This window comes from Roseiterribacter gracilis (genome assembly GCA_018332375.1).
In the GTDB taxonomy this organism is placed as follows: domain Bacteria; phylum Pseudomonadota; class Alphaproteobacteria; order BOG-932; family Roseiterribacteraceae; genus Roseiterribacter; species Roseiterribacter gracilis.
In genome coordinates this window covers 2314577-2339765 of sequence record BOPV01000001.1, presented here as the reverse complement: position 1 = coordinate 2339765, position 25189 = coordinate 2314577, and the positions used below count along the sequence as shown (strand labels likewise).

General features: G+C 62.8%; 28 protein-coding genes. 16 read left to right on the top strand and 12 right to left on the bottom strand.

What is annotated here, in order from left to right; translation table 11 throughout:
* Positions 1-32: 32 nt before the first annotated feature.
* Positions 33-272, bottom strand: coding sequence for a hypothetical protein (locus TMPK1_RS11520; RefSeq protein WP_420243155.1), 240 nt, complete (start codon positions 270-272; stop codon positions 33-35).
* A gap of 281 nt (positions 273-553) precedes the next feature.
* Between TMPK1_RS11520 and TMPK1_RS11515 the strand changes: the two genes are divergently transcribed.
* Positions 554-1321 (top strand): PhoH family protein, encoded by a 768-nt coding sequence (locus TMPK1_RS11515; protein ID WP_420243154.1) that lies wholly within the window; start codon positions 554-556, stop codon positions 1319-1321.
* A 75-nt stretch (positions 1322-1396) separates the two neighbouring features.
* The gene (locus tag TMPK1_RS11510) at positions 1397-2008 is read left to right on the top strand and encodes an SCO family protein (protein WP_420243153.1); all 612 of its coding nucleotides are present in this window, start codon (positions 1397-1399) and stop codon (positions 2006-2008) included.
* Here TMPK1_RS11510 and TMPK1_RS11505 read toward each other — a convergent pair.
* From TMPK1_RS11505 to TMPK1_RS11470, 8 genes are all read right to left on the bottom strand, one after another.
* The gene (locus tag TMPK1_RS11505; RefSeq protein ID WP_420243152.1) at positions 2005-3519 is read right to left on the bottom strand and encodes a class I SAM-dependent methyltransferase; all 1515 of its coding nucleotides are present in this window, start codon (positions 3517-3519) and stop codon (positions 2005-2007) included. The two genes, TMPK1_RS11510 and TMPK1_RS11505, sit on opposite strands and share 4 nt — an antisense overlap.
* A gap of 7 nt (positions 3520-3526) precedes the next feature.
* Entirely contained in the window at positions 3527-3793 is a 267-nt protein-coding gene (locus TMPK1_RS11500) for a hypothetical protein (RefSeq protein ID WP_420243151.1), read from the bottom strand.
* Between the two features lie 114 nt (positions 3794-3907).
* Positions 3908-4444, bottom strand: a complete 537-nt coding sequence (locus TMPK1_RS11495) for an acyl-CoA thioesterase (protein ID WP_420243150.1) — start codon at positions 4442-4444, stop codon at positions 3908-3910.
* A 3-nt stretch (positions 4445-4447) separates the two neighbouring features.
* Positions 4448-4741, bottom strand: a complete 294-nt coding sequence (locus TMPK1_RS11490; protein WP_420243149.1) for an SCP2 sterol-binding domain-containing protein — start codon at positions 4739-4741, stop codon at positions 4448-4450.
* Entirely contained in the window at positions 4741-6534 is a 1794-nt protein-coding gene (locus TMPK1_RS11485; RefSeq protein ID WP_420243148.1) for an acyl-CoA dehydrogenase C-terminal domain-containing protein, read from the bottom strand. Before TMPK1_RS11485 ends, TMPK1_RS11490 begins: the two co-directional genes overlap by 1 nt.
* Positions 6535-6545: 11 nt before the next feature.
* Complete coding sequence (locus tag TMPK1_RS11480; RefSeq protein WP_420243147.1) at positions 6546-8882, bottom strand: 3-hydroxyacyl-CoA dehydrogenase/enoyl-CoA hydratase family protein; 2337 nt, start codon at positions 8880-8882, stop codon at positions 6546-6548.
* A 4-nt stretch (positions 8883-8886) separates the two neighbouring features.
* Positions 8887-10020 carry a thiolase family protein gene (locus TMPK1_RS11475; protein WP_420243146.1) on the bottom strand — a complete coding sequence of 378 codons (1134 nt, stop codon included), beginning with the start codon at positions 10018-10020 and terminating at the stop codon, positions 8887-8889.
* Positions 10021-10055: 35 nt separating this feature from the next.
* Positions 10056-10463 carry a MerR family transcriptional regulator gene (locus TMPK1_RS11470; protein ID WP_420243145.1) on the bottom strand — a complete coding sequence of 136 codons (408 nt, stop codon included), beginning with the start codon at positions 10461-10463 and terminating at the stop codon, positions 10056-10058.
* A 178-nt stretch (positions 10464-10641) separates the two neighbouring features.
* Between TMPK1_RS11470 and TMPK1_RS11465 the strand changes: the two genes are divergently transcribed.
* The 3 genes from TMPK1_RS11465 to TMPK1_RS11455 all read left to right on the top strand — a co-directional run bounded on the left by TMPK1_RS11465 (position 10642) and on the right by TMPK1_RS11455 (position 13645).
* Positions 10642-10986 (top strand): ArsR/SmtB family transcription factor, encoded by a 345-nt coding sequence (locus TMPK1_RS11465; RefSeq protein ID WP_420243144.1) that lies wholly within the window; start codon positions 10642-10644, stop codon positions 10984-10986.
* 24 nt (positions 10987-11010) lie between these two features.
* Complete coding sequence (locus tag TMPK1_RS11460) at positions 11011-11487, top strand: SRPBCC family protein (RefSeq protein ID WP_420243143.1); 477 nt, start codon at positions 11011-11013, stop codon at positions 11485-11487.
* Between the two features lie 184 nt (positions 11488-11671).
* The gene (locus TMPK1_RS11455; RefSeq protein WP_420243142.1) at positions 11672-13645 is read left to right on the top strand and encodes an alpha/beta hydrolase family protein; all 1974 of its coding nucleotides are present in this window, start codon (positions 11672-11674) and stop codon (positions 13643-13645) included.
* A gap of 25 nt (positions 13646-13670) precedes the next feature.
* On the opposite strand, the gene TMPK1_RS11450 is transcribed toward TMPK1_RS11455, so the two are convergent.
* Positions 13671-14366 (bottom strand): CPBP family intramembrane glutamic endopeptidase, BDIM_20840 family, encoded by a 696-nt coding sequence (locus TMPK1_RS11450; protein ID WP_420243141.1) that lies wholly within the window; start codon positions 14364-14366, stop codon positions 13671-13673.
* A 110-nt stretch (positions 14367-14476) separates the two neighbouring features.
* Positions 14477-16183 (bottom strand): long-chain-fatty-acid--CoA ligase, encoded by a 1707-nt coding sequence (locus tag TMPK1_RS11445; protein WP_420243140.1) that lies wholly within the window; start codon positions 16181-16183, stop codon positions 14477-14479.
* 97 nt (positions 16184-16280) lie between these two features.
* Here TMPK1_RS11445 and TMPK1_RS11440 point away from each other — a divergent pair, with 97 nt between their 5' ends.
* The 11 genes from TMPK1_RS11440 (at position 16281) to TMPK1_RS11390 (ending at position 24447) form a co-directional block, all read left to right on the top strand.
* Positions 16281-16862, top strand: a complete 582-nt coding sequence (locus TMPK1_RS11440; protein ID WP_420245653.1) for a cold-shock protein — start codon at positions 16281-16283, stop codon at positions 16860-16862.
* A 19-nt stretch (positions 16863-16881) separates the two neighbouring features.
* A complete protein-coding gene (galE, locus tag TMPK1_RS11435) occupies positions 16882-17856 on the top strand; it encodes a UDP-glucose 4-epimerase GalE (RefSeq protein ID WP_420243139.1) in 975 nt (324 codons plus the stop codon).
* A 39-nt stretch (positions 17857-17895) separates the two neighbouring features.
* Complete coding sequence (locus tag TMPK1_RS11430; RefSeq protein WP_420243138.1) at positions 17896-18666, top strand: gamma-glutamyl-gamma-aminobutyrate hydrolase family protein; 771 nt, start codon at positions 17896-17898, stop codon at positions 18664-18666.
* Positions 18663-19367, top strand: coding sequence for an NAD(P)H-flavin reductase (locus TMPK1_RS11425; protein ID WP_420243137.1), 705 nt, complete (start codon positions 18663-18665; stop codon positions 19365-19367). Before TMPK1_RS11430 ends, TMPK1_RS11425 begins: the two co-directional genes overlap by 4 nt.
* The gene (locus TMPK1_RS11420; RefSeq protein ID WP_420243136.1) at positions 19364-20050 is read left to right on the top strand and encodes a fumarylacetoacetate hydrolase family protein; all 687 of its coding nucleotides are present in this window, start codon (positions 19364-19366) and stop codon (positions 20048-20050) included. Before TMPK1_RS11425 ends, TMPK1_RS11420 begins: the two co-directional genes overlap by 4 nt.
* A 10-nt stretch (positions 20051-20060) precedes the next feature.
* Positions 20061-20654, top strand: coding sequence for a recombination mediator RecR (gene recR, locus TMPK1_RS11415; RefSeq protein ID WP_420243135.1), 594 nt, complete (start codon positions 20061-20063; stop codon positions 20652-20654).
* Positions 20651-21322: a pyrimidine 5'-nucleotidase gene (locus TMPK1_RS11410; RefSeq protein WP_420243134.1), complete on the top strand. Its 672-nt coding sequence runs from the start codon at positions 20651-20653 to the stop codon at positions 21320-21322. Before recR ends, TMPK1_RS11410 begins: the two co-directional genes overlap by 4 nt.
* Before the next feature lie 92 nt (positions 21323-21414).
* The gene (dapD, locus tag TMPK1_RS11405) at positions 21415-22224 is read left to right on the top strand and encodes a 2,3,4,5-tetrahydropyridine-2,6-dicarboxylate N-succinyltransferase (protein WP_420243133.1); all 810 of its coding nucleotides are present in this window, start codon (positions 21415-21417) and stop codon (positions 22222-22224) included.
* Complete coding sequence (dapE, locus tag TMPK1_RS11400; protein ID WP_420243132.1) at positions 22224-23366, top strand: succinyl-diaminopimelate desuccinylase; 1143 nt, start codon at positions 22224-22226, stop codon at positions 23364-23366. Before dapD ends, dapE begins: the two co-directional genes overlap by 1 nt.
* Complete coding sequence (locus TMPK1_RS11395; RefSeq protein WP_420243131.1) at positions 23363-24043, top strand: RluA family pseudouridine synthase; 681 nt, start codon at positions 23363-23365, stop codon at positions 24041-24043. The genes dapE and TMPK1_RS11395 overlap by 4 nt, the downstream gene beginning before the upstream one ends.
* The gene (locus TMPK1_RS11390; RefSeq protein ID WP_420243130.1) at positions 24043-24447 is read left to right on the top strand and encodes a VOC family protein; all 405 of its coding nucleotides are present in this window, start codon (positions 24043-24045) and stop codon (positions 24445-24447) included. The genes TMPK1_RS11395 and TMPK1_RS11390 overlap by 1 nt, the downstream gene beginning before the upstream one ends.
* Here the strand turns inward: TMPK1_RS11390 and truA are convergent.
* Positions 24441-25178 carry a tRNA pseudouridine(38-40) synthase TruA gene (truA, locus tag TMPK1_RS11385; RefSeq protein ID WP_420243129.1) on the bottom strand — a complete coding sequence of 246 codons (738 nt, stop codon included), beginning with the start codon at positions 25176-25178 and terminating at the stop codon, positions 24441-24443. The two genes, TMPK1_RS11390 and truA, sit on opposite strands and share 7 nt — an antisense overlap.
* Between the last annotated feature and the right edge of the window lie 11 nt (positions 25179-25189).

Here is a 25189-nt window from a genome sequence, read left to right as displayed (position 1 = left end):
CGTTTTGTGGCCCCTTGCGTCGCGAAGACGTATTAGCCGCCGTCTCTATTCCCACCGCCAGTACCGTGATTGGTCGCGGGCGCCTCCGCTGCGGCCGCAAGCAAGGCGCGCCGCCGTTCCGACCAAGTGGCCTCGTCGATCAGGCCGCGCTGGCGCATCGCATCGAGCGCAAAGAGCGACCGGCGCAGATCCTCGGATCCGTCGATGCCGCTCTCTTCGTCCGTGATCCGCGAAGCCGCCGCGGGCGGCTTCGGTTGTTGCCGATCGACCATAGAAACCTCGTTGTGAGATCAAGAGCTTCCACGCCACGGCTGACAAGGAGTCTTGAGTGCCGTACGATGTGGGGGACTGATTCGGTCCCCGAATCTAGCGAGAGGTGAGCGCCGCCATTGCCGCCCCTTCGACCGCCAGCACGTTTTGGTCGTCTACGGCCGTGTGCGTCGTCACATGCCCTGCTTGGGCCGATTTCATTGCTGTTCGTCATGTCTGACCCTGTCGCCTGCGACAGGGTTTTTTGTTTTCACCACCACCGCCCCCTTCGAGGAGCTCCCTGATGGCAAAGCGTAGCGCGCGCCTCCACCATTCCGAGGCCGCGACCAAGGTGCATCCCCTATTCTCAAAAGGTGAGGCCGCCAGAAAAGATGGCGCCAAACGAGACGCGGGGTGGGACCCCCTGGAAGATGAGCGCCGGGATCAAAGCTACGTTCGAAAAATCAAACCGCGCTCGCGCAATCAGGAACAGCTGCTCAAAGCCATCGCCGAACATAGTCTGACATTGGCAATCGGCCCGGCCGGTACGGGCAAAACCTATCTCGCAATTTCCGCCGCGGTCGACGCGCTGGAAGCGGGCAAGATTGAACGCATCGTGTTGTCGCGCCCGGCGATTGAGGCCGGCGAAAATCTGGGTTTTCTGCCCGGCGACATGATGGAGAAAATGGCGCCGTATTTGCGCCCGCTCTACGACTGTTTGACCGACCGGCTCGGCACCAAACGCATGCGTCATTTGATGCAAGAAGGCGAAATCGAAATCGCGCCCGTTGGTTTCATGCGCGGACGCACGTTGAACAACGCGTTCATCGTGATCGACGAAGCGCAGAACTGCACCTACGCGCAGATGAAAATGCTGCTGACGCGGTTGGGCTGGCATTCGACCATGGTCGTGACCGGCGACCCGGGCCAATCGGATCTGCTCGACGGTATGTCGGGCCTGGATCAGGTGGCACATCGCCTGGCGCCATTGCCCGGTATCGCCGTCGTGCGACTGGAAGAGCAAGACATCGTGCGCCACCCGCTGGTGGGGACGATGATCGGCGTCCTTTAGTCGCTCGTAGACAGACATGCGGCGTGCTTTCGCCGCAGATGAGAATGGGGCGCGGCTGGCTACAGTCGCGCCCCAATGGCTTCCCGGCGCCCCACCGCTCACCTGATTCTGCCGCGCGTCATCTTCGCGCTGTTCGGGCTTGGCTTGCTGGTTGCGATCGTCACCGCGTGGAAACTGACCGATCGCAGCGTCGGCGGCGCGGGCGGGGTCGGCGGCGAACTTCGCTTGGTCGATCAGGATGGCCGACCCACCGATGAAGCGTCATTCAAGGGACGCTGGCGGCTGGTCTATTTCGGCTACACCTTCTGCCCCGACGTCTGCCCGACCGAATTGCAGACGATGACCGATGCGATGGACGAGCTGGGTCCCAAGGCCGAGCAGGTGCAGCCGATCTTCGTGACGATCGATCCTGCACGCGACACGCCCGAGAAACTGAAAAACTATGTCGGTCTGTTCGGACATCGCCTGGTCGGATTGACTGGCTCGACCGCGCAAATCCAGGCCGCGACGCGCGCCTATCGCGTCTACTACGCCAAATCACCGGGCGCCGACGCGGACTCGTATCTGATGGACCATTCGTCCTTCATCTATCTGATGAAACCGGATGCGACCTTGGCGACTGTGTTTCCGGCCGGCACGCCGTCTGACGCGCTGGCCAAAGGGATTCGCGAAGCCGCCGGCTTCTAGAGGATCTGCAGCTGCTTGAGCAGCGGCAACATCTCGGCGCGGAATTGGGTTTCGCGCTTTCGCATTTCCGCCAAATTGGCTTCGTCGCCCAGCACCGGTTCTCCGTCGCGCAGCAGCACTTCGCCAAGTTGCGACATGATCTGCCACGCCATCTCGGCGAGCTCTTGGACGTTGCGCTTCTGCGCGAAGACAAACAGACGCTCGACGCGGTCGAGGCGGAATCCGCCGCCGGTTATTGGCGATGCAAGCACGTCCAGTTCGGCTTCGTGCAGCGATTCCAGCAGCACACGATCGTTGAACCGATCGGTCACAACTTTGCGTTCGGTGACGCCGGCGCGCGGCAGGCACGGCACGATCAATCCCGCGCCGACCAGAACCTTCACCGCGTTGACCGTCGTCCCGATGTCGTTGTGTTCGCCGATCGCGTTGCGGATCTGGCCCAGATCCGCCGGGCCATTGCGCAGCGCATCGAGGATCGGCGCATAGACGTCGTGCGCCAATGTCACCGTCCCGACGCCGCCAAGTTCGATGCGCAGTCCAACCCGTGCGCGCGGCATGCTGAGCGCAAAGGTTGTGTCGTTCAGCTGTTGTAGCTGTTCGATTTTGCTGAGGCGTACGCCGCCGCGCAGATACAAGTCGCGGCGCAGCAGCGGGTTGACGCAAAAATCCCGCGCCGTTTCGCGCGCCGTTTCGTCGGAAATACCCGCCAGCAACGCGCGTTGGTCTTCGTTCAAAACCAGCTCGTCCAGACTGTCGCGCATCGACGCTGAGGTCGCGAAATGAAGCTGGGCGGCGTTCAGTTCGGCAGCGGCTTCGTGGTGGTACAGAAGCCGCCAATTGTCGTTCATATATTCGTGCGCCAGATACGCGCCCGGCAACCCGCGCAGCCGGTCCAGCATCGCACGCGCGGGTTCGTTGCCTTTGAACCAGCGCGCATCTGCATCAAGCAACTTGCTGGCGAAGGCCGCGCCGTCGCGCGCACGCGTCGCGCTGTCATGGCCCTGGCCGCTGCGCAGAAGTGCGCGCAACGGCATGATCGGCGCCCAGCCCGGCAACGCGTTGTAGCTGACGAACACGTAACCACCGGGTTTCAGGTGGCGTCGCAGGAACAGCAGGATGTCGTTGCGCGATGCGTCGTCGACCCATGACCAGACGCCGTGCAAAACAACTGCGTCGAGTTTGGGAAGCGGCGCGTCGACATAGTCGGCGAACGACGCGTCGGACATTTCGAGGTTGGTCAGCCCGGCGGCCGCGATGCGTACCTGCGCCGAGGCGATATGCGCCGGCATGAAGTCGTTCGCATAGAACTTCCCATGCGACGCAGCCGCATGAACCTGCACCGACAGGCCGTGGCCGCAGCCAAGCTCGGCATAGGTGAAAGGCTGGTCGAGCTGCGGCGCGCGCCAGCCGGCGGCCAACAACGCGAAGGCATGCGCGGCCGGGTTCAAATACGGATAGTAGCCCGGCGTGTAATTGACGTCCGTCCGGTAGCCGCGCGTCCAGTCGCTCACGTGTCACTCAATCGTCGGTAGCAGGGTCGAGGTCGCGTTTGATCCACTTATAAGCGGCGAAAAGCAACGCAAACACGATGAAGGACAGGAGATCGATGATCACCACGATCGCCAGGATCAACCACAGCGAGAGCCGTCTCTTCAGATTATAGACCGCGTCTGCATCAACGATCGCCAGCGCGCCGATCAGGATGACCAGCACGATCGCCGCCACCATCGCAGCCTTGAGGGCGGCGCGGGCGCGGTGCGGGCTGGCTTCGGTCGGCATCGTCATGGTGCGATGTTGCGGGACCGGAGGTTTCCGAACAAGCAGCTAGCTTGTTTTCCCGCGAAGTGGGGGCCGGTTCGCGGCGGGAAAGCACGCCAACGCAAGATGGCGGATCATGCTTTACGCCGCGTTCGCGATTTTTGACGGTTCGTTGGTCAGTTCGATCCAGCGCGCAACGTTGGGTGCCAGCGGGAGCGGCACCAGCGCCAGCCCCATCGCCTGCTGCAGCTCGTCCGCGTCAACCGTGCCGCCAGGCTTGCGGATCGCTACCTTGACCCAGGCCAGTGCGGCGACGCTGCCGTCGCGACGCACGAATTGCTGTTCGAGATAGAACCATTTGCCGTCCCAGCTCAGCAGCTTCGTCGTCAGCGTGTAGCGTTCGAACGGTGCCAGCGAACGGCGATAGCGTATTTGCGCGGCGGCGACGACTGGCATCCAGCGCTTCTTCATCGCCGTGCGTGCCAGGCCGATCCGGATCATCAGATCGAAACGGCCGAGATCCATGACGGTCAGGTAGCGACCGTTGTTCATGTGCAGATTGGGATCGAGATCGGTCAGCCATACGCGCATGGCCAACCGGCTCTCCTCCATCGGCCCCAGTTTGCGCCCGTACAACGCGCCGAGAATGACGGCGACCAGTCGGACGAACAGCGACAAGGATCAATCCTCGAGCAGCGACGACAATTTCATCGCGACGCCCATATCGCCGGCGACTTTCAGCTTGCCAGTCATGAAAGCGAGCGTCGGGTCGAGATCGCCGGCCAGCAGCTTCTCGAAATTGACGCGCGTCATGGTGATCGTCGTGTCGGCGGGCGCACCCGCGTCGACGAGCACAGTCTGACCTTCAATGCGCAGCGCACCGTCGGCGCCGAGATCGAATTTCACCGTCTTCCCCAAGGGCGGGGACGTACGGGCCTTCATCGCCAGCTTCTGCTGGAGGTCTTCGAGGCTCATCAGAATTGCTCCATGTCGAGATCCATCAGCGACTTCGAACCGGCCATGATCGTGCGGAACCTTGTTTCGGTTTCCGGCAACATCTTCTGGAAGAAGAAGCGCGCGGTTTTGATCTTGCCGTCATAGAAACTGGCACGGCCGTTTGCGTCCGGCAGTTTGGCGACGGCGACCTTGACCATCTTCAGCCACATGAACGCCATCGCAACCAGCGCGAACATGCGCAGATAGTCGGTCGATGCGGCGGCCGCTTCGTCCGGATTGCTCATGCCCTTCTGCGCGATGATCGCGGTCGCTTGCTGCAACTTGCCGAACGCTTTGGCAAAATGCGGCATGAACTCGGCGAGTGCCGGGTTCTCCATTTCGGCTTCGATGAATTGCGAAGCAGGATGGAAGAAGCGGCGAAGCGGACGGCCCATATTCTGCGGCAGCTTACGGCCGACCAGGTCGAGCGCCTGAATGCCGTTGGCACCTTCATAGATCTGCGCGATGCGCGCATCGCGCACGAACTGCTCCATCCCCCATTCGTGGATGTAGCCGTGTCCGCCATAGATCTGCACGCCGAGATTGGCGACTTCCGATCCCATGTCGCTGAAATACGCCTTCAGGATCGGCGTCATCAGCGCCAGAAGGTCGTCGGCTTCTTGGCGCACTTTCGGATCGGGATGTTTTTCGATCACGTCGAGCTGCATGCCCACCCACACCGACAGCGCGCGCGCTGCTTCGGTGAAGGCTTTCATCGTCAGCAGGTTCTTGCGCACGTCGGGATGGACGATGATCGGGTCGGCCGGCTTGTCCTTTTCTTTGGCGCCGGTCAGCGCACGACCCTGGATACGGTCTTTCGCGTAGGCGACCGCGTTTTGATACGAGACTTCGGCGATGCCGAGCCCCTGCATCGCCACGCCAAAGCGCGCGGCGTTCATCATCGTGAACATCGCCCGCATGCCTTTGTGCGGTTCGCCGATCAGCCAGCCTTTGGCTTCGTCGAAATTCATGACGCAGGTGGCCGACGCCTTGATGCCCATCTTGTGTTCGATCGAGCCGCACATCACGCCGTTGCGCGGGCCGACGCTGCCGTCTTCTTTCGGCAGGAACTTCGGCACGATGAACAGCGAGATGCCTTTCACGCCGGGCGGCGCGTCGGGCAGCTTGGCCAACACGAGATGAATGATGTTCTCGGTCAGGTCCTGTTCGCCAGCCGAGATGAAAATCTTGCTGCCGGTGATTTTGTGGCTGCCGTCACTGTCGGCGGCCGATGCTTTGGTGCGGATCAGGCCGAGATCGGTGCCGCAATGCGCTTCGGTCAGACACATCGTGCCCGACCAAGTGCCCGCCACCATCTTATGCAGATAGGTCTGTTTCAGATGTTCGGGCGCCCAATGTTCGATGGCGCGAATGGCGCCGGTCGACAGGCCCGGATACATGCCGAACGACATGTTCGCCGAGGTGACGAATTCTTCCAGCACCGAACCGACCGTATGCGGTAAGCCTTGGCCGCCGTACGCCGGATTGGACGTCACGCCCATCCAGCCGCCGGCGACATATTGGTCGTACGCTTCCTTGAAGCCTTTCGGCGTGCGCACGACACCGTTCTCGTATTTGCAGCCTTCCGCGTCGCCGCTGAGATTCAGCGGCTGGATCACTTCTTCGCAGAACTGCGCCATGCCTTCGAGCACGGCGTCGATGACGTCCGGCGTTGCGTCTTCGTAGCCGGGAAGCTTTGCGATCTCCGACACGTCGAACACTTCATTCAAAATGAAGCGGACGTTTTCGATCGGCGCCTTGTAGCTGGGCATCGTCGCTCTCCCTAATTCCGCAGCGGTTTCCCGGTTTCGAGCATCGTCTCGATCCGGGCCACCGTTCCGTCATTGCGCACGAGCTTCATGAAGGCGGCTCGTTCCAGCGCGGTGATGTCGTCTTCGGTTTTGATCTCGGTGATGTCGGTGTTGCCGCCCGAGAGAATGTCGCCCAACGCGTCCGACACGACCTGGTCGTACGCAGTTGCCTTGCCGCTTGCGACGAACCCATCGACCGCAAGTTTGAACGCTGCTTTCGCAGTCGGTCCCGGCAGGCGAATTTCCGGCGCCACTGGCGGCTTGTAGTCTTTCGACAATTCCAGCGCGCGTGCCTTGGCGTCGGCGAGAAGGCGATCGCGATTCATCGTGATGCCGTCGCTGTCGCGCAGGAACAGATATTCCTGCGCCTGCGCTGCCGAACGCGACACGGTCGCGGTCGAAATGATTTCGAACGCTTTGCCGACCGCCGGCATCGGTCCGCCCGGACGCTTCTTGTTCTGCTGGTGGCGGACGATCATTTCCTTGCAGCCGCCCCAGCCCGGAATCAGGCCGACGCCGACTTCGACGAGGCCGATATAAAGCTCGGCATGCGCCTGTACTGCTGACGCGTGCAGCACGATCTCGCAACCGCCGCCCAGCGCCATGCCGAACGGCGCGACGACGGTGGGGAAGGGCGCGTATTTCATCGCCTTGTAGGTCTGCTGCCCGCCCGAAACCATTTCTTCGACTTGCGGGTACATCGCCAGGTTCAGCGCGAACAGCGCGAGGCCGAGATTGGCGCCGACCGAGAAATTGTCGCCTTCGTTGTAAACGACCAACGCTTTGTACGGGCCGCTCTTGCCGTCGCCGATCGTGCCGATGGCGCGCTGGATCATCGCCATGATGTCCGCGTCCATCGAATTCATCTTGGAACGGAATTCGAGGCACAACACGCCGTCGCCGATATCCCACAACTGCGCCGAGGCGTTCTTGGCCACCGGCTTCGACGCCCGCTTGATGTCGGCGAGCAACAGCACGCCGTCCGGACGTTTGATGTCGGCATAGTCGCCGCTGGGCAGCAGCTGCTGCAGCTTGCCGTTCTCGACCCGGTAGAAGGGACGGCCGTTGGCCACCGCCAGCATCTTCGGAATCGGCTTGCCTTCGGCTTTCAGCTTGTCGGCGAACCAGCCGGTGCCGAGTTCGTCGATCAATTCGAACGGACCGCGCTTCCACGCATAGCCGAGACGCATGCCTTCATCGAGGTCGTGCACCGTGTCGGCGATTTCGGGCACCAGGTCGGCCGCGTAGGACAACGTCGCCGACAGCACCGCCCAGGCGAACTTGCCGCCTTTGTCGTCGCTGGTGACGAGACCTTTCAGCCCGCCGGCCTTCGACGCGTCGAGTGCGGTCAATTGGGCGCGCTGCTCGTTGCGATATTCGCCGCTGACGAGATCGAGCGTCTGTTTGGTCTTGGCGCCGCCGGTGCGATCGAGACGGTAGAAGCCGCCTTTGCCTTTGCGGCCGGTATAGCCGGACTCGATCAGCTTCTTGAACAACGGTACGTCGCGCGCGATGTCGCGATACGCATCCTTGGGCGGCAGCGTCGACAGCAAGCTCGCCGAGATGTGCGGCATCAGATCCAGGCCGACGAGATCGACCAGGCCGAACACGCCGGTCTTTGGAATGCCCATCGGGCGCCCGCTGACTGCGTCGGCTTCTTCGACCGTCAGTCCCAGATCCATCGCGCTGTTGATCGCTTGCTGGATCCAGAAGGTGCCGATGCGATTGGCAATGAAGCCCGGCGTGTCGTGGCAATGCACGACGCCCTTGCCGAGATTCACGTCGCAGAATTTCTCGATCGTCTTGGCGACGTCGGGCGACGTCTTCTTGCCGACCACCAGCTCCAGCAAGCGCATGTAGCGCGGCGGGTTGAAGAAGTGCGTGATGACGAAGTCGCGCTGGAACTCGGCCGAGCGGCCTTCGACCAGTTTATCGAGCGGAATGGTCGAGGTGTTCGACGATACGATCGAGCCGGGCTTGCGCGCCTTCTCGAGCTTTTCGTACAGCGCGTGTTTGATATCGAGACGTTCGACGATCGCTTCGACGATCCAGTCGACGTCGGCGAGCAGGTTCAGATCGTCGTCGAGATTGCCCGGCGTAATCAGCCGCGCATTCTTGTTGTGCATGAACGGCGCGGGATCGGTCTTCAGCAGACGGTCGATCGCACCTTTGGCGATCGCGCTGCGATCACCTTCTTTGGCGGCGACGTCGAGCAGGACGACTGGAATACCGGCATTGGCGACATGGGCGGCGATCGCACCGCCCATCACGCCGGAGCCGATGACGGCAACCTTTTTGATCTCGGCCATCGGTTTAGACCGCTTCCAGAACAGTCGCGATTCCCTGGCCGCCACCAATGCACATCGTCGCCAGCGCGAACTGCTTCTTTTCACGCTGCAGCAGCGACGCGGCTTTGCCGGTGATGCGGCCGCCCGATGCGCCCAACGGATGACCCAGCGCCAACGCGCCGCCATCGAGATTGGCTTTGGCGTGATCGATGCCGAGTTCGCGCATCACGCTCATCGCCTGCGCGGCGAAAGCTTCGTTGAGTTCGAACAGATCGATGTCGCCGATCTTCAGGCCGGCGCGCTGCAGCGCTTTTTGCGATGCCGGGACCGGGCCGATGCCCATGATCTCGGGCGCGCAGCCCGCAACCGCAGTCGAACGGATCTTGGCGAGGATCTTGAGGCCGTGCGCCTTGGCGTAGTCCTCGCTGACCACCAGCACCGCCGACGCACCGTCGGTCAGCGGCGACGAGGTGCCGGCAGTAACCGTGCCTTCGACGCTGAACGCAGGCTTCAAAGTCGACAGGCCTTCGGGCGTCGTGTCGGGACGAATGGTGCCGTCGCTGTCGACGACAATGCCGTTCGTGCTGATGGGCACGATCTCGTCTTTGAACTTGCCTTCAGCAGCAGCCTTGGCGGCGCGCTGGTGCGAGATGGTCGCGAACTTTTCCTGATCGGCGCGCGTGATCTGATATTTGACCGCGAGATTTTCGGCGGTCTCGCCCATCGACATATAGGCGGCCGAGGCTTTCATCAGCGCCGGATTGGGCATCGGGTTGTAGCCGCCCATCGGCACGCGCGTCATGCTTTCGACGCCGGCTGCGATGAACACATCGCCCGAACCGGTTGCGATCGCGCCCGCAGCCATGTGCACCGACTGCATCGACGAACCGCAGAAGCGATTGACGGTGGTGCCTGCAACGCTGAGCGGCAGACCGGCGATCAACGCGATCAGACGCGCAACGTTGAAACCTTGTTCGCCTTCGGGAAACGCGTTGCCGACGATCAGATCCTCAATGTCTTTGGGATCGATCTTGGTTTGCTCGACCAGCGCTTTGACGACATGCGCGGCGAGATCGTCGGGTCGGACTTTGGTCAGGGCGCCTTTGTTGGCGAAATGGAATGGCGACCGGACGTAGCCGGCAATCACGGCGTTCTTCATGGCTTTCCTTCCCTTGCCTTATCCTGGAGCGGCGTTCAGTCTTGCCCGGATTGTTTTGTCAGATGTCGTTCGATCTGCGCTTCGATTTCGCGCAGCTCTGTCAGCGTTTGTTTCCCGTCTTCAATCTGCTGCTCGATCGCGGCGGCGCGTGCGCGCGCACGGTCGAGCAGATATTGCATCTGCCCGACTTGGTGATCGGAGATCGAATAGAGTTCGAGGAACTGTTTGATCTCTTCGAGCGTGAAGCCCAGCCGCTTGGCGCGGCAGATCAAAGACAGTTTGGCGCGGTCGCGGTGTTTGTACCGGCGCGCGAATCCGTCTCGCTCGGGCCGAAGCAGCCCGTAATCTTCGTAGAACCGCATGGTGCGGAGAGTGAGGCCGAATTCCTCAGCCAACTCGCCGATCTGGAAGACGCGGTCGTCGTCCATGTTCGTCATCGCCATCAGCACTCGGGTTCGTCCTGGCACCTTACGTTAACGTAAGGTGCCTATCGGGTCATTGAGAGTCAACGGGGCATACGCCGGGAACGGTCACTAGTCGAAAGGTCGGGAATTTACGGGGGCTTAAAGCCGGGAAACTGGTTTGGCTTGCGGCTAGCGGCCGGGCCTGATACTTAAGCGAGTGCTTAACAATCAAGCCCCGCTCGATCTCGTCTTTCAGGCGCTTGCCGATCCAACGCGACGGATCATGGTCGAGCGGCTGAGCCGCGGCCCCGCCGCCGTCAGCGAACTCGCCAAGCCGTTGGCCATGTCGCTGTCGGCGGTGATGCAGCACCTGCAAGTGCTGGAAACGAGCGGGCTGGTGCGCACGGAAAAAGTCGGGCGCGTGCGGACGTGCCAGATCGAGCCCGTAGCGCTGCAAACCGCAGAACACTGGATCAACGAACGACGCTCGCTTTGGGAACGCCGTTTCGACCAGCTCGGCGACTATCTCGCCGCGCAGGACGACGATCCCGACTCCAAATAGCTCCCCACCGACAAGGAACGTCCAATGTCGAAACACTCGGTCACGCATGCGACCTTCTCGATCGATCGCGTTTATCCCGCGTCGCCGGCGCGCGTCTTCCGCGCCTTCTCCGATCCAACCGCAAAGCAACGTTGGTTCGGCACCACCGAAGGATGGGAAACGAAAAGCTACGCGCTGGATTTTCGCGTCGGTGGCCGTGAGACATGTGACAGCATTCCGCCCGGCGGCGGTGTCGTGATCGCCTATGACGCGCGCTACCAGGACATCGTGCCGAACGAGCGTATCGTGTTGAGCTACGAAATGCGGATGGGCGAAACGCGCATGTCGGTTTCGCTCGCAACGATGGAATTCAAACAAGAAGCGGCCGGTACGCGACTGATCTTTACCGAGCAGGGGGCGTATCTCGACGGTTTCGACAAGGTCGAAGGTCGCGAGGAAGGTTCGCGCGCCATTCTCGAAACCTTGGCCAAGGAATTTGAAGGCGAGCTTGCCTCCGTCTGATCCGGCACCTGCAAAGCTGTTGCGACTTAGAAGCTATCCCCTCCGCGGGGCGATCCGTGTACATCCGTAGCTTGCGTTTCAGCAGGCAGGATGAATTCCAGTGTTTCTTTCCCGCGCGCTTCTCGTCGCAACAGTTTTCCTGAGCGCCGCTGGCGCGAATGCTCGCCCGTTCACCGCACAAGACATGGCGACGCTGGATCGTGTCAGCGCGCCGCGCCTGTCGCCGGATGGAACACGGATCGCCTACCAGCTGCGCGAAGTCGATTTCGCCGCCGACAAAGCATCGACCGGCGTCTGGACCTTGCCGTCCGACAGCGACGCCGCAACGCCGACGCGTTTGACGCCGGCCGGATTCGACGCGACGTCGCCGCGTTGGAGCCGTGACGGGAAAAGCGTTCTGGTTCTGTCGAACCACCAAGCCTGGCGCGTCGCCGCAACTGGTGGCGCACCGATGCAGGTGACCAAGCTGCCGCTCGACGTCGAACATTTTCTTCTGTCGCCCGACGGCACCAAGCTGCTGGTGTCGGTGTCGGTGTTCATGGATTGCGGCGCTGATTTCGTCTGCACCAAGAAACGTCTCGACGATGCCGCCGCGCGTCCGCAAGCGGGCAAGCTGTTCGATCGTTTGATGGTTCGTCACTGGGACGAATGGGAAGACGGTCGCCGCAAACAACTGTTCAGCATCGCGCTCGACGCCAACGGCGCCGCGACCGGAACCCCGGTGTGGTTGAGCCGCGGCATCGACGGCGACGTTCCGGGCAAGCCGTTCAACGACGAAAAAGACATCGCGGTCACGCCCGACGGCAAGACCGTGTTCTTCGCCGTGCGCGCCGTCGGACGTGCAGAAGCCTGGAGCACCAATTTCGATATTTTCCGCGCCGCCGCCGATGGCAGCAGCGCGCCGGAAAATCTGACCAAAGCAAACACGGCCTGGGATTCGGCGCCGTCCGTATCGCCGGATGGAAGCACGCTCGCCTATCGCGCGATGAAAGTGCCGGCTGATGAATCCGACCGGTTCGGCGTGTATCTGCGCGATCTGAAGACGGGTGCGACGCGCGAAGTTGCGTCCAACTGGGATCGTTCGTCGGGCGAATTCCTCTGGAGCAGCGACGGCAAGACGCTGTTCACCGACGCCGATGATGTCGGCAATCACCGCATCTTCGCGGTCGACGTCGCCAGCGGTCAGGTCAAAAAGGTCACCGGCGACGGGCATGTCGGCAGCTACGATCTCGACAAGGACCGCGTCGTCTACACGCTCGATAGCCTGTCGGGACCGCCGCAGCTGTGGACCGCAAAGCTCGATGGCAGTGCGGCCAAGGCGATCAGCAAATTCAACGCCGAGAAGATGCGCGGCATCGAGCTCGGCACGTACGAGCAGTTCTCGTTCAAAGGCTGGAACGACGAAACCGTGTACGGCTTCGTGGTGAAGCCCGCGAACGCACCAGCGGGCAAGAAGCTACCAGTCGCGTTCCTGATCCACGGCGGTCCGGAAGGAAGCTTTTCGAACAACTTCCACTTCCGTTGGAATCCGCAGACCTATGTCGGCGCCGGCTATGCCGTGGTGATGATCGATTTCCACGGTTCGACCGGCTACGGCCAAGCCTTCACCGACGCGATCAAGGAACATTGGGGCGATCGCCCGCTCGAGGATCTGCAGAAGGGCTGGGCGTACGCGCTCAGTAAATACGACTTTCTCGACGGCGACCGCGCTTGCGCGCTTGGCGGCTCGTATGGCGGCTACATGGTCAATTGGATCGCGGGCAAGTGGAACGAGCCGTGGAAATGCCTCGTCAATCACGACGGCATTCTCGACCAGCGTTCGATGTATTTCTCGACCGAAGAACTTTGGTTCAACGAGCGCGAGAATGGCGGCGCGCCGTGGGAGAAGAACACCACGTTCGAAACCTTCAACCCGGTGCAGTTCGTCGACAAGTGGCGCGTGCCGATGCTGGTCGTGCAGGGCGGCAAAGACTTCCGCGTGCCGCTGGAGCAAGGGCTCGGCACGTTCACGGCGCTACAGCGTCGTGGCGTGCCGTCGCAATTCCTCTACTTCCCGGAAGAAAACCACTGGGTGCTGAAGCCGCAGAACAGCGTGCAATGGCACCAGGCGGTTGAAGGCTGGTTGAAGCGCTGGACCGGCGACCAAGGCCGCAGCTAATTCGCGCGCGGGTGCAAGCTGGCGACTAAAAGAAGTACGAGGCGCTGTTGCCGAAATTGTGCAAAACAATCGGCAACAGCAGGCTTCCGGTTCGCTCGCGAAACCACAGCAGTAGCAATGCGGGCACGAACGTCCCGCCGAATGCAGTCGCGGCAAATGCAATCTCGCCGTTTTTGAATTGCAGCGCGTGCACCAGCGCGAACAACGCACACGACAAAAGGCCGCCCCAACCGACCGAGATGCCGCCGATCCGGATCCGGCCGATGAAGGCTTCGTTGAGCGCCAGCAAAAACACTCCGCGGAAAAACAGCTCTTCGTCGAGCCCGGGCATGGTGAGCTGATAGATCAGCGTGTCCGACGTCGCGTTGCGCGTCGGGAACGCGATCGCCAGTCCGACGATGAGCGCGGTAACGAGCGCAGCCGCAAACCACGTCATCGGGCGGCCATTTTCGGATTGGCGCAATGTCCATCCTGTTCGCAGACGGCCGAAGGCGGGCAGGTGCGCGATTGCGAGCATGGCCAAGAATGCGAGCGCCTTGCCGGTCCAGTTCCAACGGCTCGTGCCGATTGGGTCGCGCGGGAGTAACAGGAACCTGTCGAGTGCAATTTCATGCACGACGAAAAGCGCCGCTGCAACGACCAGCCAGCGCCACTGCACGCGGTCTCGTTGCGTAACGCCGATCGCACATGCCGCTGTCAGCACGACGAGAAATGACAGCATATTCGACAAGAAGATCTGCGCCGGGGTCACTTTTGGATTTCGCCAAATGCGCCCCGCATTGTCAAAGCTTGCGCCTAGTGTGAGCGCTTACTTCACTCGACCGCCCCTCGTCACGCTGGCGATTTCGCTGCTTCTTCGTCGAGCAGCGCTTTGCGCGACAGTTTGCCGATCAGCGTTTTCGGCAGCGGCACGTCGCGGAATTCGACCAGCTTCGGCATTTCGATCGGCGACAGGCGATCTTTCAGGAACGCGCGCAGCTCGGCGTCGCTGAGCGTCATGCCTTCGCGGCATTTGATCCAGACTTTCAGCGTTTCGCCGCGATACGCGTCTTTGATGCCGCCCGCGACGCATTCTTCGACAGCCGGGTGCTGATAGATCTCTTCTTCGACTTTGCGCGGATAGATTTTGTAGCCCGACGCAATGACGATGTCTTTCAACCGGTCGACGATGAAGGTGTAACCGTCTTCGTCCATGTAGCCGACGTCGCCGGTATGGAAACGGGCGCCGTTCATCACGTCGGCGGTTTCGGCGGGCTTGTTCCAATAACCCTTCATCACCTGCGGGCCCGAGATACAGACTTCGCCTTTCTCACCGCACGCAACCAAGGTGGTGCGGTCTTCCAGCGACACGATCTCGACGATCGTCTGCGGCACTGGCAGTCCGATCGAACCAGATTTGCTGCGGCCGGTCGGCGGATTGCAGCAGGCGATCGGTGACGTCTCGCTAAGCCCGTAGCCTTCGACCAGGGAACAGCCTGTTCCATGTTCGAACTGTTCTTTCACTTCCATCGGCAGCGGTGCGCCGCCCGAGATACAAAGACGGATCGAGCTCAGATCATATTTGAGACGATCAGGATGATTGTTCATCGCGGTGTAGATGGTCGGCACCGCGTGAAAGATCGTGATCTTCTTCTTCGCGATCGTTTCCAGCGTCTGTTTGATGTCGAAGCGCGGCAACGGCACGATCGTGATGCCGCGCAGGATCGCGAAATTCATCACCGCCGTCATGCCGAAGACGTGAAAGAACGGGATCACGCCCAGCATCTTGTCGCGTGTCGTCAGTTGCAGCCCGCTGCCGCACCACAGCGACGCCTGTTCGGTGTTGGCGCACAGATTGGCGTGGGTCAGCATCGCGCCTTTGGGCGTGCCGGTCGTGCCGCCGGTGTACTGCAGCACTGCAATATCGTTGAGCGCGTCCAGCACTGGCGCGTCGAACTTGCCGTCATTGGCGACCAAGTCGCGCCACGCGACATGGTTGGCGTCGCGCGGCCATCTGGCGATGTCCTTGTGTTTGACCAGCGGGTAGAGAAGCGACTTGGGAAATGGCAGCGCTTCCGCCATCGAACACATGACCAGCTTTTTGATCGAGCTGGAGCCCAACAGCGGCACCAGCTTGGCGTGCAGCATGGCCACGTCGAGCGTGATCATGATCTCGATGCCGGAATCTTCGACCTGATGGCGAACTTCTCGCTCGGTGTAGAGCGGGTTCGAATTCACCACCGTCGCGCCCGCCTTCATCGCGGCGTAGTAGGCGGCGACCGCATAGACGCAGTTGGGCAGGAACAGGCCGACGCGCGTGCCCTTCTTGACGCCAAGCGCCAGCAGGCCTTTGGCGGCACGGTCCACCAGCGCGCCAAGCTCGCGGTAGGACGTGACCTTTCCCATGAAATCGATGGCGGCATGGTCGCCGACCCGCTCGACCGTCTCCGCCAAGACTGTCGGCATCGGTTTGAGTTGCAGCGGGGCGTTCCAGGCGACGTCTGCCGGATAGGCTTTGAACCACGGGTACTCGACCGTTTGCCCAGACGCCAGCTGCACGCGGAGCCTCCCCCATTGATTTCGTTGTTATCCGTTTACCGCCGACGATAGTGCCGCAACGCTCTGGAAAAAAGCCGTTGGCGCCCGTGGATTGGCTGTGCATACAATCCAAGCTTCCGCGACCAACTGGCGCAGGCCTGACTTGTCTCGTCTTGAAGAAGCTTTTGACGGCAGTGGCGACAGCGCCTCAGTCAAGACGCGCCTGAAATGGTTCAACGCCACAAAAGGTTTTGGGTTCGTCTCGCCGACGGACGGGACGCCGGATGCCTTTTTGCACGTCTCGGTGCTGCATCGCGCTGGTCTACAGGAGATTGGCGAGCAGGCCGAACTCGTATGCGAAATTGGCCAAGGCCCCAAAGGCCCGCAGGTCATGCGGATCGTCGAACTGCTGGATCAGGGCACGCTGCGGGCCGAGCGCCCGGCGACGGCGCGCCCCCAACGTGACTTTACGCGCGACAGCGGACCGACCGAAGAGATGGCGGGCACGGTGAAGTGGTTCAAACCTGACAAAGGCTTCGGGTTCATCACCGCCGACGACAGTGCCAAGGACGTGTTCGTCCATAAAAGCGTGCTGCGCCGCTGCGGCCTGAACCAGCTCGAAGCAGGCCAGCGCGTGCAGATGAAGGTGCAGCAGGTCGATAAAGGCCGCGAAGCCACCTGGGTGACGCCGCTCGCATAGCGGCGTAGTTCGTTCTTCCATGACCGTGCTTGTGACCGGCGCTGCCGGCTATATCGGCAGCCATGCCGTGCTCGCGCTCGCTGATGCGGGCCACGACGTCGTCGCCGTCGATGATTTGTCGGCCGGCACGCGCGATCTCATTCCAGCCGCAGTCCCGTTCGTGCAGGCCGATATCGCCGATGAGCCAACGATGGGCGCCATCTTGCGCGACCATCGCGTGCGCGCGGTGCTGCATTTCGCGGGCTCGATCAGCGTTGGCGAAAGCGTGCGCGATCCGCTGCGCTACTATCGCAACAACGTCGCCGGGTCGGCTGCTTTGCTGGCTGCCTGCGTCGATGCCGGCGTGCGCAGCCTGGTTTTTTCGTCGACCGCCGCTGTCTATGGCGCACCCGACGTCACGCCGATCCCGGAGACCGCGCAGCTGGCGCCGATCAATCCGTACGGCGCGTCCAAGGCGATGACCGAGCGCACGCTTGCCGATGTCGGCGCCGCACACGGCCTGCGCTGGGCGGCGCTGCGCTATTTCAACGTCGCGGGCGCAGATCCGCAGCTGCGCAGCGGTCAGGCTGGCGGCGAGGTCACGCATCTGATCCGTCGCGCCGTGATGGCCGCGCTAGGCCGTGCCAGTTTCGCGATCCACGGTGACGACTATCCGACGCCGGATGGAACCTGCGTGCGCGACTATGTGCATGTCACTGACCTGGTCGCGGCGCATCTGACGGTGCTCGACGCGCTGGCGGCCGGGCAAAGCGCGCTGACGCTGAATGTCGGCTACGGCCAAGGCGCATCGGTGCGCGACGTAGTGCATGCGGTCGAACGTGCGGCGGGCCACAAGCTCGACGCGCCCATCGGGCGGCGCCGGCCCGGCGATCCGCCGACCCTGGTTGCGGACTCGACGCGCTTACGCCGGGATTTCGGCTGGACGCCGCGGTTTGAGGATCTCGACACGATCGTCGCCTCGGCGCTGGCCTGGGAGCGCAAGCGGGGCGGCTGATTTGCCGCCGCCTGGGCCCCGACCTATGTGCTACCACCGATGACTATGGACGCGGCCCTGTTGGTCGGCATTCCGGCTGATTTTCGCTATCTCGCCGGGACGCCCTTTCACATCGTCAACGAGAAATACGTGCTCGCCGTCACCGGCGCGCTCGGCGCTGTGCCGGTGCTGATCCCGGCGCTGGCCGAAGCGCTGCCGATCGACGCGCTGCTGACGCGGATCGATGGGCTGTTGATCCCGGGCAGCCCGTCCAACGTCGACCCGGCGCGCTACGGCAACGGGGCCTCGCCCGCGGGCACGCTGAAAGATGCGCGCCGCGACGCCTCGACCTTGCCATTGATCCGTGCGGCGCTGACCGCAGGCGTTCCGCTGCTGGCGATCTGCCGCGGCGTGCAGGAGCTGAATGTCGCGCTGGGCGGCACGTTGCACGAGCGCGTGCACGAAGAAGAAGGCCGTCACGATCACCGCGCGCCGCTCGATGCATCGATCGACGTGCGCTACGCGCCGTCGCACCGCGTGCAATTGGCGCCGGGCGGCATGCTCGCGACCGCGCTGGGCACCGAACAGGCTGCGGTAAATTCCGTCCATTGGCAGGCGATCGACCGGTTGGCGCCGAACCTCGATGTCGAAGCGACTGCCGAAGACGGCACGATCGAAGCAGTCCGCGTTGCCGATGCGCCGAACTTTGCCGTTGGCGTGCAATGGCACCCGGAATATCGCTTCGCCGATGACGCGGTCAGTCGCGCGCTGTTTGGTGCCTTTGCTGCTGCGATGCGCGCGCGGGCGGAAAAATTGCGGCGCGCCGCATGATTGAAAAAGTCGCCAAGGTCGTCGCGGTCGAGCCGGTGACGCACGACATCCGCCGTCTGCGGCTGCGCATGGAGCAGGACTTCGCGTTCCGCGCCGGACAATATGCGCGCCTGCGCTTTCACGGGCACGAGCCGCGCGACTATTCGATCGCGTCCAAGCCCGGCGACGACCATGTCGAGTTTCACATTCGTGACGTTGGTGCCGGCGCCAGCGCGCATGCCTGCCGCGATTTAAAGCCGGGCGATGAAGTGCGCGTGCAGGGACCGTTCGGTGAAGCGGTGCTGTGCGACATTTCCGATCGTCCGATGCTGGTGATTGCAGGCGGTTCGGGATTGGCGCCGATGGGCGCCATCGTCGAGACCGCGTTGGCGCGCGATCCAACGCGCAGCGTGCAGCTGTATTTCGGTGTGCGAACCGAACGCGATCTCTACGGCCAGGAACGGTTCGACGCCTTGTTGTCGCGCCATCCGAATTTCCGCTTCGTACCGGTTCTGTCGGCGCCGGATTCGACGACGCGCTATCGCACCGGCCTGGTCGGCGATGTCGTGCTTGCCGATCATCCGGATTTGTCGGGCTTCGACGCCTATCTTGCCGGGCCGCCGGCGATGGTCGCACATGCGCGCGACCTGCTGTTCGATCACGGCTTGCCGCCCGACCGTCTTTTCGCTGATCTCAGCCCCACACCGAGTACCGTCTCATGACCGAAACAGTCATTCCCGCGCCGACACCGACCACGTTGCCGGTCGAAGGCAGCAGCGCGCGCTTTCCCGTGCGCCGCGTCTTCTGCGTCGGCCGCAACTACGCCGCCCATGCGCGCGAGATGGGGGCCGACACGCGCGAGCCGCCGTTCTTTTTCACCAAGCCCGCCGACGCGCTGGTGCCGACGCCGGCATCGATCGCCTATCCGCGCGCAACCAACGATCTGCATCACGAAATCGAACTCGTGGTCGCGATCGGCAAAGGCGGCGCCGACATCGCACCCGCGGACGCGTTGAACCATGTCTGGGGCTATGCGGTCGGCGTCGATTTGACCAAGCGCGATCTGCAGGCGGGATTCAAAACCAAGTCGCATCCGTGGGACATGGCGAAAGGCTTCGACCAGTCGGCGCCGATCACCTCGATCGTGCCGGCGTCGAAGATCGGCCATCCCGACAAAGGCGCGATCACGCTGTCGATCAACGGCGTCGAAAAACAGCGCGGCGATCTGAATGACATGATCTGGACCGTGCCTGAGACGATTGCAGCGATCTCGCGCTTTGTTGAGCTCGCGCCTGGCGATCTGATTTTCACCGGCACGCCCGAAGGCGTCGGTCCGGTGAAACGCGGCGACAAGCTGGTCGGCAATGTTGCAGGCGTGGGCGAGCTGCAACTCGACGTCCGTTGAGCGGCTGGCGATGAGCGGCGCAGACCTCGAAAAACTGATTCAGCTCCTCGCCAAGTTGCCGGGTCTGGGCCCGCGCTCGGCGCGGCGCGCGGCGCTGACCTTGCTGAAAAAGCGCGAGCAGTTGATGACGCCGCTGGGCGAAGCGATTCAGGCGGCTGCTGCGTCGGTGCAGGACTGCTCGGTCTGCGGCAATCTCGATACGGTCGATCCGTGCGCTGTCTGCAACGACAAGGCGCGCGACAGCCACACGATCTGCGTCGTCGAAGACGTCGGCGATTTGTGGGCGCTGGAACGATCGGGTGCGTTCCGCGGCCGCTATCACGTGTTGGGCGGAACCTTGTCGGCGCTCGACGGGATCAGCCCCGACGATCTGCGCATCGCGTCGCTGGTGCGGCGCGCGCATGACGACGGCGTGCGCGAGATCATTCTTGCCACCAGTGCCACGGTCGAAGGCCAGGCGACCGCGCATTACGTCACCGACCGTCTCGCCAGCACCGGCGTTGCGGTCTCTCGCCTCGGCCACGGCGTGCCGATCGGCGGCGAACTGGATTATCTCGACGACGGTACGCTGACCGCCGCATTGAAAAGCAGAAAGACGCTGTGACCAACGCGCTCAAGAATATCGATAGCTGGATCTTCGATCTCGACAACACGCTGTATCCCGCTGACAGCGATCTGTTCCCGCAAGTGTCGGTGCGCATGACGCGCTGGATCATGGACCGGTTCCAGCTCAGCGAAGCAGAAGCGATCGAAAAACGCGGGGCCTACTACAAGAAGTACGGCACGACGTTGCGCGGCTTGATGCTGCATGACGACGTCAATCCCGACGACTTTCTCGGCTATGTGCACGACATCGATCTGACGTCGCTGGGGCCCAATCCGCGCCTGGGCGCGCTGATCGAAAAACTGCCGGGACGGCGGCTGGTCTATACCAACGGCAGCCGCACCCACGCGTCGCGCATTCTGGCCAAGCTCGGCATCGACAAGCACTTCGTCGAAATCTTCGACATCATCGCCGCCGACTACGTGCCCAAACCGGATCCGCGCCCCTATCTGACGTTGACGCAGCGTTTCGGAATCGATCCGGCGCGCGCCTGCATGGTCGAAGATCTCGCGGTCAATCTCGAGCCGGCCAAAGCGATGGGCATGACGACGGTCTGGCTGGAAGGTTCGATCGGCGTCGACGGCGCCAGGCCGCGCGGACCGTTCGTCGATTACACCATCACCAACCTGACCGACTGGCTGGAAAGCGTCGTCGGTGCTACGGGATGATCGACCCTCGGGTCGATCCCCCTAACTTTTAGTGGCGGATTTTTCCTCCGCGAACCGGTAACCACTTCGCGGAAAAATCCGCTGGACCCAGCATGAGCCAAGATCTCGAAACGACCCTGAACCAGGCTTGGGAAAACCGGGCCGACGTCAATCCCGGCACCAAGGGCGCCGTGCGCGACGCAGTCGAGCAGGCGCTCGATCTGCTCGATCGCGGCGAGCGCCGTATCGCCGAGCCGACGGCGGATGGCTGGAAGGTCAATCAGTATCTCAAGAAGGCGGTGCTGCTGTCCTTCCGCCTCAGTGACTCGATTCCGATGGAGGGCGGCTGGTTCGACAAAGTGCCGACCAAGTTCGGCAACTGGACCGAAGCGCAATTCAAAGAAGCGGGCTTTCGCGCAGTGCCGGGCTCGGTCGTGCGCCGCTCGGCCTATATCGCGCCGGGCGTCATTCTGATGCCGAGCTTCGTCAATGTCGGCGCCTATGTCGGCAAGGGCACGATGGTCGATGGGTGGGCCACGGTCGGCAGCTGCGCGCAGATCGGTGCCAATTGTCATCTGTCGGGCGGCGTCGGCATCGGCGGCGTGCTTGAGCCGATGCAGGCCGATCCGGTCATCATTGAAGACGACGTGTTCATCGGCGCGCGCGCCGAAGTTGCCGAAGGCGTACGTGTCGAACGCGGCGCCGTCTTGTCGATGGGCGTCTATCTCGGTGCTTCGACCAAGATCGTCGATCGCGCCACCGGCGAAGTGTTCCGCGGTCGCGTGCCGGCCTATTCGGTCGTCGTGCCCGGCACCTTGCCGTCGGACAATGGCGGCCCGTCGCTCTATTGCGCGGTGATCGTGAAGCGCGTCGACGCAAGCACGCGCGCCAAGACCGCAATCAACGATTTGCTGCGCGACTGATGTCAATTGACGCGGTCGAGCTTACGCGGGCGCTGATCCGCTGCCCGTCGGTGACGCCGGCGGATGCAGGCGCGCTTGCGGTGCTGGAAGACGCGCTGACCAAGCTCGGTTTTCGTTGCGAGCGCATGCGGTTCGAACAGGACGGCACCGCACCGATCGACAATCTCTATGCGCGTCTCGGCGCGCAAGCGCCGGTGCTGGCCTTTGCCGGTCATACCGACGTTGTGCCGCCCGGTCCTGCCGAGGCATGGCGCCACAATCCGTTTGCTGGCGAGATTGCCGACGGCAATCTCTACGGACGCGGCGCATCGGACATGAAAGGCGGCATTGCCGCCTTCATCGCTGCGGTGTCGACGCATCTTGCGCGCCAGGGCAAGCCGCGCGGCTCGATTGCGCTGCTGATCACCGGTGACGAAGAAGACGTCGCCATCAACGGCACGAAAAAGATGCTCGAAAAGCTCGCCGAACGCGGTGAGAAGCTCGACGTCTGCGTCGTTGGTGAGCCGACCAATCCCGATGCGATCGGGGACATGGTCAAAATCGGCCGCCGCGGCTCGCTGACCGGCACGTTGACGGTGAAGGGCACGCAAGGCCACGTCGCCTATCCGCAGCGCGCCGACAATCCGATCCCCCGCATGATCGCGACCTTGGCGGCGCTCAAGGCGCAGCCGCTCGACGCCGGCACCGAATTCTTCGATCCGTCCAATCTTGAAGTCGTGTCGATGTGGACCGACACGAAAGTGACCAACGTCATTCCGGGCGCCGTCCACGCGCTGTTCAACGTGCGCTTCAACGACACGTGGAACGGCGCCACGTTGGAGGCGCATCTGCGCAAGACCATCGCGGCCCATGCCGGCGCGCATGATCTGGCGGTGCATGTGTCGGGCGAAAGTTTTCGTACCGCGCCGGGCGCATGGACGTCGCTGGTGGCGGGCGCGATCGAAACCGTCACCGGCCGCAAACCCGACCTGTCGACCACGGGCGGTACGTCGGATGCACGTTTCATTGCGCGCTATTGCCCGGTGGTCGAGTTCGGTCTGGTCGGCCGGTCGATGCACAAGATCGACGAGCATGTGGCGCTCGATGACCTGGCGCAGTTGACGCGCGTCTACGAGGCGTTGCTCGAACGCTATTTCGCGTGACGCCAGATGAGATGCTGGCGCGGTTGCTCTATCGCGACGCGCTGATCCTGGTGATCGACAAGCCCGCCGGCCTGCCTGTGCACGCTGGTCCCGGTGGTGGCGACAATCTTGAACAATATCTCGACGCGTTGCGCTTTGGGTTGCCGCGCGTGCCGTCGTTGGCGCACCGGTTGGATCGCGACACGTCGGGCTGTCTCGTGCTGGGCCGGCATCGCAAGGCGTTGGCCAAGCTGGGCCGGATGTTCGAGAGCAAGCGCGTCGGGAAAACCTATTGGGCGATCGTCGAAGGCGCGCCCGAACAGGATAGCGGTACGATCGATTTAGCGCTGGCGAAGAAGAGCGAACGCAAAGATCGTTGGCACATGAAGGTCGATCCAGACGGGATGGAAACCGTGACCGACTATCGCGTGCGCGGACGCGGGCCTGGCATCGCCTGGATCGAGTTCAACCCGCGCACCGGGCGGACGCATCAATTGCGCGTCCACGCGCAGGCAATGGGCTGGCCGATCGTGGGGGATCAGCTGTACGGCAGCGGTGGCGCCGACGGCACGCTGCATCTCCAATCCCGCGCGATCACCTTGCCGCTCTATCCCAGCCGCGATCCCGTGCATGTTGAAGCACCGCCGCCGCCCCATATGCTGGAGCGGTTGCGCCAATGCGGATGGGAGCCAACGTGATGCCGCACAATCGCTCGATGCCCGATGCGACGGTGATTCCGGTCTTGTCCTATCCGGACGTTGCGACCGCGGTGCTGTTTCTTACCCGCGCCTTCGGTTTCACCGAACGGCTGCGCATCGGCGATCATCGCGCGCAACTGCAATTCGCGGGCGGTGCGATCGTCGTCGCGCAAGGCGATTTCGGCGGCGGCGGCAATTCGGTGATGGTGCGGATCGCGAACGCCGATGCGCATTGTGCGCACGCCGAGCGGCATGGTGCGCGGATCGTGCAACGACCAGCCGATATGCCCTATGGCGAGCGGCAATATACGGCGACCGATCCAGCTGGCCATGTCTGGACCTTCTCGCAAACCATCGCTGACAGTGATCCGTCCGCCTGGGGCGGGATTCTGCTGGATCAGTAACCGACGCGCGTCAGCACCAGACCTTCGGGCGGTGCAGTCGGGCCTGCTGCTGCGCGATCGCAGGCTTCGAGCGCTTGTTTGACGTCGTCGGGTGTCCAGCGCCCTTTTCCGACCATCGACAAGGTGCCCACCATGTTCCGCACCTGGTGATGCAGGAACGAACGCGCCTCGGCGATGAAGATGATGCGGTCGCCGTCGCGCGTGATCTCAAGCTTGTCCAGCGTGCGCATCGGCGATTTCGCCTGGCAATCGGCGGCGCGGAAGCTGGAAAAATCGTGATGACCCAGTAGATGCGCAGCGCCTTCGCGCATCGGTTCGATGTCCATCTTCGGCACGACGTGCCAGATCCGGTTCGCTTCCAAGGTTGGCGGCGCGCGCCGGTTGAGGATCGTGTAGCGATAGGCGCGCAGCTTGGCGGAGAAGCGCGCGTTGAATTCGTCGCTGACCGGTTCGGCATGCAGCACCGCGACCGGCAACGGCCGCAGATGCGCGTTGATCGCGTCGCGCACCGTCTTCACCGACCAGTCGCGCGTCAGATCGACATGCACGACCTGGCCTTCGGCATGAACGCCGGCATCGGTGCGGCCGGCCGTGGTGACGGCGGCAGTCTCGCCGCTGAACGCGGTGATCGCGTCTTCCAGCGCCTGTTGAATCGACAACAGGCCGGGTTCCTGGCGTTGCCAGCCGACAAACGGCGTTCCGTCATATTCCAGGGTGAGTTTCCAGCGCATTCGGCGTTCAC